The organism is Cognatiluteimonas sedimenti (genome assembly GCF_022808325.1).
Lineage (GTDB): Bacteria > Pseudomonadota > Gammaproteobacteria > Xanthomonadales > Xanthomonadaceae > Cognatiluteimonas > Cognatiluteimonas sedimenti.
Window position 1 is genome coordinate 18711 of sequence record NZ_JALGCL010000003.1, and the last position, 14143, is coordinate 32853.

The 14143-nt window shown below is 70.6% G+C and carries 12 protein-coding genes and 1 tRNA gene; 6 read left to right on the forward strand and 7 right to left on the reverse strand.

All coding sequences use genetic code 11. The features are described from left to right. Nucleotides 1-29: 29 nt before the first annotated feature. The 5 genes from MQC88_RS09320 to dtd all read right to left on the reverse strand — a co-directional run bounded on the left by MQC88_RS09320 (nt 30) and on the right by dtd (nt 4514). Nucleotides 30-102 (reverse strand) — tRNA-Ile (locus tag MQC88_RS09320). Nucleotides 103-184: 82 nt separating this feature from the next. Beyond that, on the reverse strand, nt 185-1585 hold the full coding sequence (locus MQC88_RS09325; RefSeq protein ID WP_243321371.1) for a PQQ-dependent sugar dehydrogenase: 1401 nt from the start codon (nt 1583-1585) through the stop codon (nt 185-187). Then, a complete protein-coding gene (locus MQC88_RS09330) occupies nt 1582-1998 on the reverse strand; it encodes a hypothetical protein (RefSeq protein WP_243321372.1) in 417 nt (138 codons plus the stop codon). The genes MQC88_RS09325 and MQC88_RS09330 overlap by 4 nt, the downstream gene beginning before the upstream one ends. Before the next feature lie 72 nt (nt 1999-2070). Further along, nucleotides 2071-3942, reverse strand: coding sequence for an RNA polymerase sigma factor RpoD (gene rpoD, locus MQC88_RS09335; RefSeq protein ID WP_243321373.1), 1872 nt, complete (start codon nt 3940-3942; stop codon nt 2071-2073). A 131-nt stretch (nt 3943-4073) separates the two neighbouring features. Continuing rightward, nucleotides 4074-4514 carry a D-aminoacyl-tRNA deacylase gene (gene dtd / locus MQC88_RS09340; protein WP_243321881.1) on the reverse strand — a complete coding sequence of 147 codons (441 nt, stop codon included), beginning with the start codon at nt 4512-4514 and terminating at the stop codon, nt 4074-4076. 128 nt (nt 4515-4642) lie between these two features. Here dtd and MQC88_RS09345 point away from each other — a divergent pair, with 128 nt between their 5' ends. Genes MQC88_RS09345 through MQC88_RS09370 form a run of 6 tightly spaced genes read left to right on the forward strand, consistent with a single transcriptional unit; the run spans nt 4643 to nt 9999 of the window. Next, nucleotides 4643-5578: a lauroyl acyltransferase gene (locus tag MQC88_RS09345; protein WP_425491612.1), complete on the forward strand. Its 936-nt coding sequence runs from the start codon at nt 4643-4645 to the stop codon at nt 5576-5578. A gap of 13 nt (nt 5579-5591) precedes the next feature. Next, the gene (locus tag MQC88_RS09350) at nt 5592-6101 is read left to right on the forward strand and encodes a PH domain-containing protein (protein WP_243321375.1); all 510 of its coding nucleotides are present in this window, start codon (nt 5592-5594) and stop codon (nt 6099-6101) included. A gap of 30 nt (nt 6102-6131) precedes the next feature. Next, nucleotides 6132-7634: a PH domain-containing protein gene (locus MQC88_RS09355; protein ID WP_243321376.1), complete on the forward strand. Its 1503-nt coding sequence runs from the start codon at nt 6132-6134 to the stop codon at nt 7632-7634. After that, a complete protein-coding gene (locus MQC88_RS09360; protein ID WP_243321377.1) occupies nt 7631-8407 on the forward strand; it encodes a glycosyltransferase family 2 protein in 777 nt (258 codons plus the stop codon). The genes MQC88_RS09355 and MQC88_RS09360 overlap by 4 nt, the downstream gene beginning before the upstream one ends. 37 nt (nt 8408-8444) lie before the next feature. Continuing rightward, complete coding sequence (locus MQC88_RS09365; RefSeq protein ID WP_243321378.1) at nt 8445-9107, forward strand: class I SAM-dependent methyltransferase; 663 nt, start codon at nt 8445-8447, stop codon at nt 9105-9107. A gap of 40 nt (nt 9108-9147) precedes the next feature. After that, entirely contained in the window at nt 9148-9999 is an 852-nt protein-coding gene (locus MQC88_RS09370; protein ID WP_243321379.1) for a DUF5672 family protein, read from the forward strand. Between the two features lie 21 nt (nt 10000-10020). Here MQC88_RS09370 and MQC88_RS09375 read toward each other — a convergent pair whose 3' ends face one another. Continuing rightward, on the reverse strand, nt 10021-12306 hold the full coding sequence (locus MQC88_RS09375; RefSeq protein ID WP_243321380.1) for an O-antigen ligase family protein: 2286 nt from the start codon (nt 12304-12306) through the stop codon (nt 10021-10023). A 121-nt stretch (nt 12307-12427) separates the two neighbouring features. Continuing rightward, nucleotides 12428-14134 carry a glycosyltransferase family 39 protein gene (locus MQC88_RS09380; protein WP_315857095.1) on the reverse strand — a complete coding sequence of 569 codons (1707 nt, stop codon included), beginning with the start codon at nt 14132-14134 and terminating at the stop codon, nt 12428-12430. Nucleotides 14135-14143 lie beyond the last annotated feature (9 nt).

Here is a 14143-nt window from a genome sequence, read left to right on the forward strand (position 1 = left end):
CCCGGGCGATGGTTCCCTGCGGAGTTTTCTGGGCCCACCAGGACTCGAACCTGGAACCAAAGGATTATGAGTCCTCTGCTCTAACCATTGAGCTATAGGCCCGCACGCGCGGAATTATGCGGTGAAACGACAAGCCCCGCCGTGCGCGGGGCTTGTCGTTGGCGCAATGGAACGCGAGCGACGGTTACCGTCCCGGCTCCTCGGGCGCTGCCTCGGGCACGGGTGTCGCGTTGGCATCCCCGGTCGCCTCGAGCCCGATCCCGGCATCCGGCGGGATCACAACCGGTGTGGTCGGCGTCACCCGCCAGATCGTGTTCGCCAGGTCGTCGGCGACGATCAGCGCGCCGCGCGGATCCACGGTGACGCCGACCGGGCGTCCGCGGGTGAGGCCGTCGGCGCCGTGGAAGCCGGAGACGAAGTCGACCGGATCGCCGGCGGGACGGCCGTCGCGGAACGGCACGAACACCACCTTGTAACCGACCGGGGGATCGCGGTTCCAGCTGCCGTGTTCGCCGATGAAGACGCCATCGGCGAACGGCGCGCCCATCGCGGCCGACGAGAACGACAGGCCCAGCGCCGCCACGTGCGAGCCCAGCGCATAGTCCGGCGCGATCGCGGCGGCCACCTTGTCGGGATCCTGCGGCATCACCCGGGTGTCGGCATGCTGGCCCCAGTACGCGTAGGGCCAGCCGTAGAAGGCGCCCGGCTTCACCGAGGTCAGGTAGTCGGGCACCAGGTTCGGCCCGATTTCGTCGCGCTCGTTCACCACCGCCCACAGCACGCCCGTGCCGGGCTGCACCGCAAGCGCGGTTGGATTGCGCAGGCCGGTGGCGTAGGTCCGGTGCATGCCGGTCGCCGGGTCGATCTCCCAGACCACCGCGCGATCGACTTCCACGTCCATGCCGCGCTCGGTGATGTTGCTGTTGGAGCCGATGCCGACGTACAGGCGGCTGCCGTCCTCGCTGGCCGCGAGCGATTTCGTCCAGTGGTGGTTGATCCGCGAAGGCAGCGTCGCGACGTGGGTCGGCGGCCCGCTCGCCTGGGTCTGGCCGCTGGCGTAGTCGAACTTCACCAGCTCGCCCTGGTTGGCGACGTACAGCGTGTTGCCGACCAGCGCCAGGCCGTAGGGGGCGTCGAGGTCGCCGGCGAACACCGTCTTCAGTTCGTAGTTGCCGTCGCCGTCGGCATCGCGCAGCAGGGTCAGGCGGTTGCCGCTCTTCACCGCGGTGTTGCCCTTGGCCTTGATGTAGCCAGCGACCACGTCCTTGGGCTTGAGCTTGGGCGCGTGGCCGCCGCGGCCCTCGGCGACGAGGATGTCGCCGTTGGGCAGCACCAGGGTCTGCCGCGGGATGCCGAGGCCGGTGGCGATCGCGCGGACCGTGTAGCCCTTGGGCACGGTCGGCGTGCGGTCGCCCCAGTTCGCCGGCTTGGCGATGGTCATGTTCGGCATCAGGCCGCGTTCGGGCGCCGGCAGCTCGGGGCTGGCACCGTACTGGTGCATGTCCGGTGCCGACGCGTTGCAGGCGGCGAGCAGCGCCGCGGCGAGCGCGGTGGACGGCGTGCGGGCGAGGCGCGCGCGGTTCATCGCACGCCTCCCGGGCGCAGGCCGGCGAATGCGAGCCAGGTCGCGAGCAGTGCAGGCAGGAACGCGGCGGCGGTCAGGTACATCGCCGCCGGCATGATCGCCCAGGCGTCGCGACCATGCTGCAGCGCCGCGAAGAAGCCCACCACCCAGGTGGCGACCAGCAGCAGCAGGTACAACGCCCGCTGGCGGCCGCGATAGCCGCCCAGCAGCGCGCAGGCCAGGGCGATGGTCGCCAGCACCATGGCCCCGATCAGCAGCCAGGAGGCGAAGTTGCTCCACTGGATCTCGTGGAAACGGGAATAGGCGTGGTCGCACAGGTGCGCCGCCAGGAACAGCGGCAACGCCCCCGCCAGCACGGCCGCGTGGAACAGCTCCAATCCACCGGGCCCGGCCCGGTTCGCGACGATGCCCATGTCCCCCTCCTCCGCCTCTGCGTGCTCCAAGCATTCAGCCTGGAACATTAGGACGGCGTGAGGCCTGCGACGTTACTCGATGTCGAGGAAGCTGCGCAGCTGCTCGGAGCGGCTGGGATGGCGCAGCTTGCGCAGGGCCTTGGCCTCTATCTGCCGGATCCGCTCGCGGGTGACGTCGAACTGCTTGCCGACCTCCTCGAGGGTGTGGTCGGTGTTCATGTCGATGCCGAAGCGCATGCGCAGCACCTTGGCCTCGCGCGGGGTCAGCCCGGCCAGCACGTCGCGCACCGTTTCCATCAGGTTGGTGTCGGTGGTGGCGTCGATCGGGGACATCACGTTGGTGTCCTCGATGAAGTCGCCCAGGTGCGAGTCCTCGTCGTCGCCGATCGGGGTCTCCATGGAGATCGGCTCCTTGGCGATCTTCATGACCTTGCGGATCTTGTCCTCGGGCATGTCCATTTCCTTGGCCAGCTCCTCGGGCGTGGCCTCGCGGCCGAACTGCTGGAGCATCTGCCGGGAAATGCGGTTGAGCTTGTTGATCGTCTCGATCATGTGCACCGGGATGCGGATGGTGCGCGCCTGGTCGGCGATCGAGCGGGTGATCGCCTGGCGGATCCACCAGGTCGCGTAGGTCGAGAACTTGTAGCCGCGGCGGTATTCGAACTTGTCCACCGCCTTCATCAGGCCGATGTTGCCTTCCTGGATCAGGTCGAGGAACTGCAGCCCGCGGTTGGTGTACTTCTTGGCGATCGAGATCACCAGGCGCAGGTTGGCCTCGACCATTTCCTTCTTGGCCTTGCGCGCCTTGGCTTCGCCGTAGGCCATCGCGCGGCTGATGTCCTTGGTCTCGGCCAGCGTCACCATCATCGACTTCTCCAGCGCGATGGTGGCTTCCTGCTCGGCGATGATCTGGTCCTTGACGTCGCGCAGGCCGCTGGACCACTTCTGCTTGCGCTTGAGGACGTCGTCGACCCAGTGCAGGTTGGTCTGGTTGCCTTCCCACGCGCGGATGAAGTCCTTGCGCGGCATCTTGGCCACGCGCGTGGACAACTCGAGGATGCGGCGCTCGTGGTCCTTGATCTCGCCCAGCACCTCGCGCAGCTTGCGCACCAGGGTGTCGACCAGCGGCAACGGCAACTTCAGGGTCATGAACAGCGCCGCCATGTCCTCGCGCAGCTTCAGCGCCGGCTTGGCGCTGGGGCCGTTCTTGGCATAGGTCTTCTGGAACTTGGCGTACAGCGCACCAAGCTCTTCCATCCGGCGCGCGACCTCGGCAGGATCCGGACCGGTGGGGCCGGCTTCTTCCTCGGAGTCGTCACTGCTGTCGTCGTCGTCTTCATCGGCCTCGTCGTCGTCCTTGCCGTTGCTGGCGGCATTGGCGGCGGGCGCGGGCGCGGGCACAGGTTCGTCGTCGAGGCCGTCGTTGAAGCCGACCACCAGCTCGGCCAGGCGCTTCTTGCCGGCCTTGTGCAGTTCCCAGTCCTCGAGCAGCAGGTTGATCGACCACGGGAAGCTGGCCAGCGAGGACAGCATCTGGTTGAGGCCTTCCTCGATGCGCTTGGCGATCGCGATCTCGCCCTCGCGGGTCAGCAGCTCGACCGTGCCCATCTCGCGCATGTACATGCGCACCGGGTCGGTGGTGCGGCCGCCCTCGGCGTCCAGCGCCGACAGCGTGGCGGCGGCTTCCTCGGCGGCGGTGTCATCGACCTCGCGGCCGCTGCCGGACTGGCCCGCGAGCAGCAGGGTCTCGGCGTCGGGCGCGATTTCATGCACCTCGATGCCCATGCCGTTGATCATGCCGATGATGTCTTCGATCTGCTCCGGGTCGACCATGTCGTCGGGCAGGTGGTCGTTGACTTCGGCGTAGGTCAGGTAACCCTGTTCCAGGCCCTTGCTGATCAGAAGCTTGATGTCGGATTGCGGGGCCTGACGTTCGTTGGCCATAGGGGGCGTGCCACCGGAAAAGGGGTGAAAAGAACCGTGCATTATACCGCGCAGGGGCTGGACTGGCTTGCCGGGCGGATCAACAGCGCCTGCGCGCGCGCTTGAAGGCCGCTTGCGCCGGTTGCGGCAGGTCAACTCCGCAGCAGGAAGGTGACCGGGCCGTCGTTGACCAGGCTGACCGTCATATGGGCACCGAAACGGCCGCTTTCCACCCCCGGGGCATGGATTTGCCGGCAGGAGGCCAGCAATTGGGCGAAGATCCGTTCAGCCTCGGCCGGCGGCGCGGCGGTGCTGAAGCCCGGGCGCATCCCCGAGGCGGTATCGGCGGCGAGGGTGAACTGGCTGACCAGCAGCAGGCCGCCGCCGGTTTGCGCCAGCGATTGGTTCATGCGGCCCTGTTCGTCGGCGAAGACGCGATAGCCGAGCAGGCGCTGGGTCATCCGCGCGACCTGCGCGGCGCCATCTCCCGGTTCGACCCCGACCAGCGCCAGCAGGCCGGGGCCGATCGCGCCCACGGTCGCGCCATCGACGACGACCGCGGCGGAAGTGACGCGCTGGATCAGCGAAAGCATGCGGCCATTGTAGGAGGCAAGGGGATTGCGCGGCCGGGGTGAGAGCCGCCACGGCGTCGAGCGCTGCGTCGCCCGCTTGCCCTGCGCGATACTGCGGACGTTCGCGGCTGCGGCCGCTGCCACCGACAATGGGTCCGATGACGCAGTTCGCCGCCAGGTTCCTGCATGCCCTCGCCGCGGCGGTCGGCCGCCTGCCCTGGGCCTGGCGCAACCGCCTGGGCGATGCCGTTGCCGTGCTGTGGCGGGCGCTGGATGCGCGCGAATCCCGGGTGGCGCGGCGCAACCTGGCGCTGGCGTATCCCGAACTGGAACCCGCCGCGCGCGACCGGCTGCACCTGGCGATCCTGCGCAGCACCGCGCGCCAGGCGCTGGAGACGCTGTGTTTCTGGACCCGGCCGCATGCCGAAAACCTCGCGCTGCTGCGGGAAATGCACGGCGTCGAATTGTTCGACACCGCGCTCGCCTGCGGGCGTGGCGTGATCGTCGCCGCACCGCACTACGGCAACTGGGAACTGCTGAACCAATGGCTGGCGACGCGCACCGAGCTGGCGATCCTGTACCGGCCGCCGGAGTCGAAGATCGGCGAGGCCTTCCTGCAACGGGTGCGCGCCGACGACGGCGGTCGCGTCACCCAGGTACGCGCCGAGGGCAGCGCCGTGCGGCGATTGTTCAAGCTGCTGCAGGGCGGCGGCGTGGTCGGGATCCTGCCGGACCAGCAGCCCAAGGCCGGCGACGGCGCCTTCGCGCCGTTCTTCGGCAAGCCGGCGCTGACCATGACCCTGCTGCCGCGGCTGGCCGCCCGCACCGGCGCGGTGGTGCTGCTGGCGTATTGCGAGCGCCTGGCGCCGCAGCCCGGAGCACCGGCGTTCGCCCTGCGCATCGAGGCAGCCCCGGTGGAGATCGCCGCGTCCGATCCGGGCGTCGGCGCCGCCGCGCTCAATGCCGCGGTCGAGCGCATCGCCCGGCGCGACCCGGCGCAATACCAGTGGACCTACAAGCGCTACACGCTGCGGCCGCCGGGCAGCGGCGAAGACAATCCCTACCGCGACCTGGAGCGGCACTGATGGGGGCACTGCGATGAACGAAGCGCTGCCTCCGGCAACGCCGGCGGACGATGACCACGGCGACTGGCAGCCGCTGCCACCACGCGCGCGGCGCTGGTTCATCGTCAACGGGCTGGCCTACGCGATTCCCTTCGCCCTGGTGCCGGCGCTGCTGGCCGGTGGCTTCGAACTGGCAACGCCGTGGCGATACGCGCTCGCCGGCGCACTGCTGGGTGCCGCCTTCGGCGCCTGGCTCGGCAACAAGCACTGGAAGCACACCCGCTGGCGGCTCGACGACGACGGCTTCAGCCTGCGCCGCGGTCGGCTGTGGCGCTCGGAAACCCGGCTGCCGGCCTCGCGCGTGCAGCACCTGGACCTCAAGCGCGGCCCGTTGCAGCGCCGCTACGCACTGGCGACGCTGGTGATCCATACCGCCGGCACGCGCCACAGCGCGGTCGCCGTCGGCGGCCTCGACGAAGGCGATGCCGAGCGCCTGCGCGACCGCCTCGCGCACCAGCTCGACGATGAAGACGATGACGCCTGACCGTCGGCGCGTCGGCAGCGGGTGCGGCGAATGAGCGACGACGTCCACGCCGCCGAGCGCCGGCTGCACCCGCTGTCCTGGCTGTTCGTGCTGATCCAGCAGCTCAAGCAGTTCGTCGTGCCGCTGCTGGCACTGCTGCTGTTCGGGCGCGGCGCCGGCCCGGGCGACGACCGCCAGTGGTGGCCGCTCATTGGCGTTGGCGTGCTGGCGCTGGCGTCGGTCTGGCAGTACCTGACCTATCGCTACCGGATCGAGGCCGACAGCCTGGTGGTGCGCAGCGGGGTGCTGCACCGCAGCCTGCGGCAGATCCCGTTCGCGCGGATCCACAACGTCGCCCTGCACCAGTCGCTGCTGCATCGGCTGTTCGGCGTGGCCGAGGTGCGGCTGGAATCGGCCGGCGGCAAGAAGCCCGAAGCCCAGATGCGGGTGCTGCGGCTGTCCGACGCGCTGGCGCTGGAAAGGCTGGTGCGGCGTCGCGGTGCCGCCGTCGCGGCCCCGGCGCACGGCGCGGTGGCGGCCGATCCCGAGGCCGCGACCACGCTGCTACGACTTCCGCCCGCCGAGGTGCTGCGGCTGGGGCTGGTCTCCAATCGTGGCCTGATCGTGGTCGGCGGCGGCTTCGCCGCGCTCTCGCAGTTCAACTCGCGATTGCTGTCGAACCTGTTCGAGGGCTGGGGCCAGGCCCTGTTCGGCTTTGCCGGGCAGCACCACTTCGGCGTTCCACAGTACGCGCTCGTCGGCGTGAGCCTGCTGCTGGCCTTCGTCCTGCTGCTGCGGTTGTTCTCGATCGTGCTGGCGCTGCTGCAGTACTTCGGCTTCCGCCTCGACGAACACGGCCGCCGGCTCACGGTCGAACGCGGGCTGCTGACGCGGCTGCGCACCAGCACCTCGCGGCGCAGGATCCAGGCGTGGACCCTGCGCGAAGGCCTGCTGCATCGCTGGCTCGGGCGCCGCAGCCTGCAGATCGACAGCGCGGCCTCCGAGGACCATGGGCAACAACGCGCGCTGCGCGAACTGGCGCCGATCGCCACGCCCGATGCCTGTGATGCGCTGGTCCGGCACCTGCTGCCGCGCGCCAGCTGGCCGCCGCGCGAGTGGCAACCGCTGCACCCGCGCGCGTGGCTGCGGCTGTGCCTGCCGGGGGCGCTGCTGGCGCTGCTGGCGGGCGCGGCGCTGGCGTGGCGGTTCGGCGCGTGGGGACTGACGGCGCTGCTGTGGCTGCCGTGGGCGGCATTCGTCGCGCGCCAGCATGCGCACCGCGCCGGGTACGCCTGCGACGGAGGGCTGGTGGCCCTGCGCGAAGGCTGGTGGTCGCGGCACTGGCGCTTCGCCGAGCTCGACAAGCTGCAGGCGCTGCAGCTCACGCAATCGCCGCTGGACCGCAGCCTCGGCATGGCCACGCTGTGGCTCGACAGCGCCGGCGCCGGGGCGCTGTCGCCGCCGCTGCGCCTGCGCTACCTGCCCGTGGCCCGGGCGCGCGCGCTGCATGCGCAACTGGGCCACGAAGTCGCCCGCCGGAAACTGCGCTGGTGAACGCCGCCCCCGACAAGCCGCCGCTCAGCGGCGTGGTGATCGCCAAGGACGAGGGCGACCGCATCGGCCGCTGCGTCGCCAGCCTGGCCGCGTTGTGCCGCGAGGTGCTGGTGCTGGACTCGGGCTCCGGCGACGACACCGCGGCCAACGCGATCGCCGCGGGTGCGCGCGTGGAACAGCAAGCCTGGCTTGGCTTCGCCGCGCAGAAGAACGCCGCGATCGCACGCGCCAGCCAGCCCTGGGTGCTGCTGCTGGATGCCGACGAATGGCTCGACGAAGACGCGGCGTCGCGGCTGCGCGCGTTGTTCGCCAGCGGCCGGGTCGAGCGCGCCGACGTCTGGCGGTTGCAGCGGCGCACGCATTTCCTGGGCACGCCGCTCAACCACGGCGGCTGGGGCAAGGAACGCGTCGAGCGCCTGTTCCGCGCCGACCTGCGCTACCTGCCGGCGCAGGTGCACGAGAAACTCGACCTGTCCGGCCGCCGCGTCGCCGGGGTGGCTGCGCGGATCGAGCACGACACCGCGCGCAGTTTCGATGAATACGCCGCCAAGCTGCAGCGCTATGCGCAACTGTGGGCCGGCCAGCGCCACGCCGCCGGCAAGCGTGCCGGCGCGTACGCGGCGCCCTTGCACGCCGGCGCCCACTGGCTCAGGAACTACCTCCTGCGCGGCGGTTTCCTCGACGGCGAAATGGCGCGTCGCTACCATGCCCTGCACGCGCGTTACGTGCACGACAAGTACCGGCGGCTGCGCCTGTTGCAGCAGCGGGATTGACGCAGAGGCCGCCATGCCACCCGACGCTCCCGCCCGCATGCGCCTTCCCGACCGCCACCTTGACCTGGGCTGCGGCAAGTTCCCGCGCAATCCCTACGGCCGTGGCCAGCTGGCGGGCGTCGACATCCGACCGCTGCCGGCGGCGCCGGACTTCGACTATCGCACCGCCAACCTCAGCCTCGAGCCGATCCCGCACGCGGATTCCAGCTTCGGGTCGATCTCGGCCTACGATTTCATCGAGCACGTGCCACGCATCCTGGCGACGGCCGATGGAACCGGCACCCGTTTCCCGTTCGTCGAACTGATGCAGGAGGTGTGGCGGGTGCTGGCACCCGGCGGCCGCTTCTACGCCCTGACCCCGGCCTATCCTTACGCCGCGGCGTTCGCCGACCCCACCCACGTCAATATCATCACCGAGCAGACGCACGAATATTTCTGCGGCGCCGCGCCGCTGGCGCGGATGTACGGGTTCGGCGGCCGCTTCGACGCGCTGCGCGTGCAATGGACCCATCCCGGCGACGCGTATGGCGCCGACCCGGGCGCGCCCGAGAACCGCGCGCGACGCACCGGGCTCAGGCTGTTGGCCAGCCGCTTGCGCGCGGCCTCGCGCCGGCTGCGCGGCAAGGGTGCGCAGGAGCGCGACGGCAGCGTGTACCTGCTGTGGGAGCTGGAAGCGGTCAAGGACGCGCCGGCCCGCTGACGCGCCGGCTGCCATGGCACCGATCACGGGAAAAGCCGGCATGCAGCGCGACAGCGTCGACCTGCGCGACGTGAGCCTGGTCTGCGTGGAGACGCGGCGCCCGCAGCTGGCGCTGTACGCGCTCGCGCGCTGCCTGCGCCAGGCGCGCTTCAGGGAGGTGCGGCTGCTGGGTTCCGGGCAACCGGTGGCGGCGCCCGCCGCGGCCGCGGACGCACTGCGCGACGCCGATGTCGAGTTCGTCCCGATCCGCGCGCTCGCCAGCGTCGCCGACTATTCGCGGTTCATGGTCCGCGAACTCGGGCAGTACTTCTCCGGCAGCCACGCGCTGGTCGTGCAGTGGGACGGTTTCATCACCGACGCCGGCCGCTGGGATCCGCGCTTCCTGGAATACGACTACATCGGCGCGCCGTGGCCCGGGCAGGTGCCGGCCGTGGGCAATGGCGGCTTCTCGCTGCGCTCGCGCCGCCTGGTCGATGCGCTGCAGGCCATGGATACGCCGGTCACGCACCCGGAGGACCACTGCATCTGCGGCCGCTATCGCCCCCGGCTGGAACGCGATCACGGCGTGCGCTTCGCTCCGCTGGACGTCGCCACCGCGTTCTCGTGGGAAGCGCTGGAGCCGCCGCAGCCGGCGTTCGGCTTCCACGCCTTCTTCAACTTCCATCGCGTGCTGACGGAAGACGAACTGCTCGCGTATTTCACGCTTTGCGACGCGCCGTTGCTGCAGGCCGTGCCGGCGCGGCGGCTGCTGAAGCAGCTGTACCGCAACTCGATGCACCGCGCGGCCGACAGGCTGCATGCGATCCGGATGGCCGGGCCACCGGGGATGCGGATCGATGCGCTCAAGCTGCGGGCGTTCGCGCGGGCACGCGCGCTGGTGCATGCGGGTTGATGTCGCCCCCCACCACGGCGCTCACGACTCCAGCGCCGCCAGCAGGTTGGCGCGGAATTGCGCATCGGCCTCCAGGTAGTGCCGGCGCGCGGCCGCGGACATGGCCGACAGCTGCTGCGGGTCCAGTGCCAGGGCGCGGGCGACCGCGTTTTCGATCCCAGCCACGTCGACCAGGAACTTCAACGCGAGATTGATCGTTCCCGTGCGCACCGGCGGCACCAGCAGGCCACGATCGGGGCGCACCAGCTCGTTCATCGGCGGGCCATCGGTGGTGATCACCACCGCCCCGGTCGACATCGCCTCCATCAGCGCATGGCCGAAACCCTCGACTTCGGACGTGCAGACATGGAAGGCATGCATGTTCTGCAGGCGCCGCAGCGCGGCGTCGTCCATGCGCCCGGGCCGGTAGTCGATGTTGCCGGCGAGCGGGGGCCTGATCGACGCATCCCTGGCGAAATGCACCACGGTCAGGCGCGGCCACTCCGGGTGGCGCTGCCACGCCTCCAGCAGGAGCTGCGTGCCCTTGGCCTGGCTGCCGCCCGCCAGGTGGAAGAAGCTGCGTTCGCGCGGTACCCGCTCGTCCAGCCGGTCCAGGCTGGTGAAGCCGATGTAGCGCGTCGCGCATCCCAGCTTGTCGAAGATGTCCACGGCGTGCCGGGTCTTGCACAGGACCCGCTCGAAATCCGGGAGCAACGGCCGCCATTCGGGCCGGAACCACTCGGGGTTGGGGATCAGCAGGTTGCGCCGGCCTGCGGGCAGGCAGCGCGGATAGATCCGTTCGATGAAGACCTGGATCGGCACCGGCCCATGCAGGAAGCCGTGCACGCGCAGTTCCAGCTCGCGCAGGCGGTTGCGCAGGCCGCTGCCCCCGTAGGCGAGGATGTCCACGTTCCTGCCGGCGCCGCGCAAGGTCGCGGCCACCAACTGCAGGTCCCGGCTCAAGCCGACGCCGTTGTCGCGGCTGATGACACGGATGTCGGGCCTCGACGCCGCCGCGCCATCGTCCGCGAGGCCCGCGCCGCGGACACGCGGAGGGCGCCGGGTTCCCGCAACGCGGGCCGATGTCGGGTTGCCGCCGCGCCCTGATTCCGCCTCCCGCAGGCACAGGCCCAGCAGGATGCCCCCCAGGATCGCATACAGGCTTGCGGTCAACTGGTGCTTGAACAGCGACTGCGTCAAGCCGCAGAGCACGTAGGCCATCACCAGCATCGCGCCCGCCCAGGCGCTTCCGACCGGCAGATTGCGCAATCCCGACGCCCGCAGCGTGCGCACGAACCACAGCAACGGCAGTGCGTAGATCGCGAAGATCGCGAGGATGCCGGGAATGCCCAGCGTCGCCGCCCATTCGGCCAGGTCGTTGTGCGCGTGGTCGAGCGTGCACAGCATCCGCCGCGGCGCGCGCACGCAGGACGGCAGGGAACGCACGGCCTGCGCGAAGTTGTCCACCCCGATCCCGGTCAACGGGTGTTGCACGAAGGCGTCCGCCGCCAGTCGCACCAGCCGCAACCGCGCGCCGGTCGATGTGTTGTTGTTGCCCTGCTCGTACTGGCTGATGTCCTGGTTGAACTCGGCGATCCGGGCGTGGTTGCTCAATGCGGGCACCGCAAGCACCAGCACCGCGATGGCGGCAACGACGGCCCCGATCACCAGCAGCCGTCGCACGATGGCGCGTCGCGCGCCACCCCATGCCATGGCCACCAGCAGCAACAGCACGCCCGGCCAGGCGCCGCGACTTCCACTCAACACGATGCTCGCCAGCCCCAACGCCAGCAACAGCGCCAGGCCCGGTGTCGGTTGGCGCGGCTGCGCCCTGCAGAACGCAACCAGCACCATGAGTACCAGCACGACTTCGGCAAAGACGATCGGATTGGACCAGCCGTGCGCGCGCGGGCTCCCGGCCGCCACCTGGGCGACGGCGACGACGAAGGCGGCCACCAGGCCGAAAGCCGCGCCCGACCACAACGCGGCCATGGGCGGACGCAGGGCATAGGCCCAGGCCAGGCACCAGGGCAGCAGCAGCAGGCGTGCCCGGCTGTCGATCGAATCCCATTCCAGGTCGAACACCTGGCGCGACACCACCGCCAGCGCCAGCACGGCCGTCGCCAGCAGTGCCATCGCCCGCAACGGAGCGACGATGTGCCTGGCTTCGTGCAGCAGCACCGGCAGCGCCAGCGCCGAGGACAGCAGCAGCAACAGCGCAAACGGCATCAATCCATGCGGCAACGCCAATGCCAGCGCCGGCAGGCACCAGAGCGCAGCGGCGGCAAGCAACCGGGCGATGCCGTCGCGATCAAGTCCTGGATGCATCACCGCGACCACGACTCCCGGGTGTCGACGTGGCGGGATTTTCGCGCACCGGCCGCTGGCCTGTCATCGCACGCCGGGAATGCCTTCGCACGCCGCGCCCGACCGCACCCGGCGTCGGCGGTCACTCGCGCAGTCCCGGCGCGCAGGCGCGGGTCGCCGCGGCCGGCAGCAGCCACCATTCGCGGCGGTTGGCGCTGCCGAGCGGCTGCGCGTGCGCACGATCGATGCACGCGGCCAACGCGGTGTCCTGCACCAGCAGCCAGCGCCGCGCTGGCGCCTGCGCCTGCCAGGCGAGGCCGGCGCGCAATTGCGCGTCCGGCGCGCGGCGGAAGCCGAAGGTCGCGGCCGGGCGGTCGGCCATGAGCAGGTTCTGCTCCTTCCAGGCCACCAGGCCGAGCTCGGCCCGCGGGCCGATCCGGGCGCCGACGTCGCGCATCAGCCCGCGCGCGGAGCTGGAATCGTTGAGCAGCGGATAGGCGACCAGCCCGTACAGCACCCACAGTCCCGCCAGCAACGACAGCAGTCCGGCGGCGGCGCGCGCGCGCCCGAACCACAGCAGGCTGCCGAAGCCCCAGGCAGCCACGCCGACCAGCATCCACGCGCCCGCATGTGCCTGCGCCAGCGACAGCCCGCGTTCGACGAGGAGCTTGTGCTCGAACGACGGCGTTCCGGCCAGCATCGCGATGCCCAGCACCAGCGCCGCCAGCGCCAATGCCGCGCCGAACGCCAGCGCCAGCCATTGCGCCGCAGGCCGGCGCAGGATGCCGGGCAACAGCGGCGCCAGCGCGAGGCAGACCATCGGCAACGCCGGCAGCACGTACATGTCGCGCTTGCCGGAGGGGATCGAGAAGAACAGCAGCACCAGCAACCACCATGCCAGCGGCAGCAGGTAACGCGGGTCGCGACGTCGCAGGCGCCGGCGCCAGGCCGGCACGGCCCATGGCAATGCCAGCATGGCCGGCAGCCACAGCGTTGCCATCACTTCCATGAAATACCACGGCGGCTGCCCGTGCGCCCAGGAATCGGCGTAGCGCTTGGCGGTCTGCCGGAACAGGATGTCGTCGAGGTAGGCGCGGTAGGCGGGATCGGGATTCGACGTTGCCGCGAGCACCATCGGCAGCACCCAGATCGCGGCCGCGACCACGAAGGCCAGCGGCCCCAGCCAGAAGCGCCAGCCGCCACCGGATATCCGGCGCGCCGGCAGCCGGATCCCGCGCCAGCCCCGCAGCGTCGCCCAGGCCGCCGGCAGCAGCATCGCCAGCGCCAGCACGCCCACGCCCTTGGTGATCGTGCCCAGCCCGGCGGCGAACCAGCCCAGCAGCCAGAACTTCCAGTCCGGCTGCGGGTCGCCGCGCGTGCGCAGCAGGAAGCGCAGGAAGCCGTAGTTCGCCAGCGCGATCCAGAACACCACCAACGGATCGATCTGTGCCTTCTTGGCCTGGTAGGTGAACTGCAGCGCGAACAGCAGCGCATAGCCGGCATACAGGCCGATGCGACGCGTCCACAGGCGCCGGCCGAGGTCGACCACGCACCACAGCGTGCCCAGCGCCGCCAGCAGCGACGGCAGCAGGAAGGCCACGCGCCAGTTGCCGACCGCAAGGTAGGCCACCGCCTGCAACCACATGAACAGCGGCGGCTTGTCCGGATACAGCTCGTTGCCGCGATGCGGGAACAGCCAGTCGCCGCTTTCGACCATGTGCCTGGCGACCAGCGCGAAACGCGGTTCGTCGGCCGGCCACGGATCGCGCAGGCCGATTCCGGCGCCGAGCACCAGCAGCGCAAGGATCCAGAACAGCCAGGTGTCGCGGGAAGCGCGGGAGGTCGGCATCGGCGGATG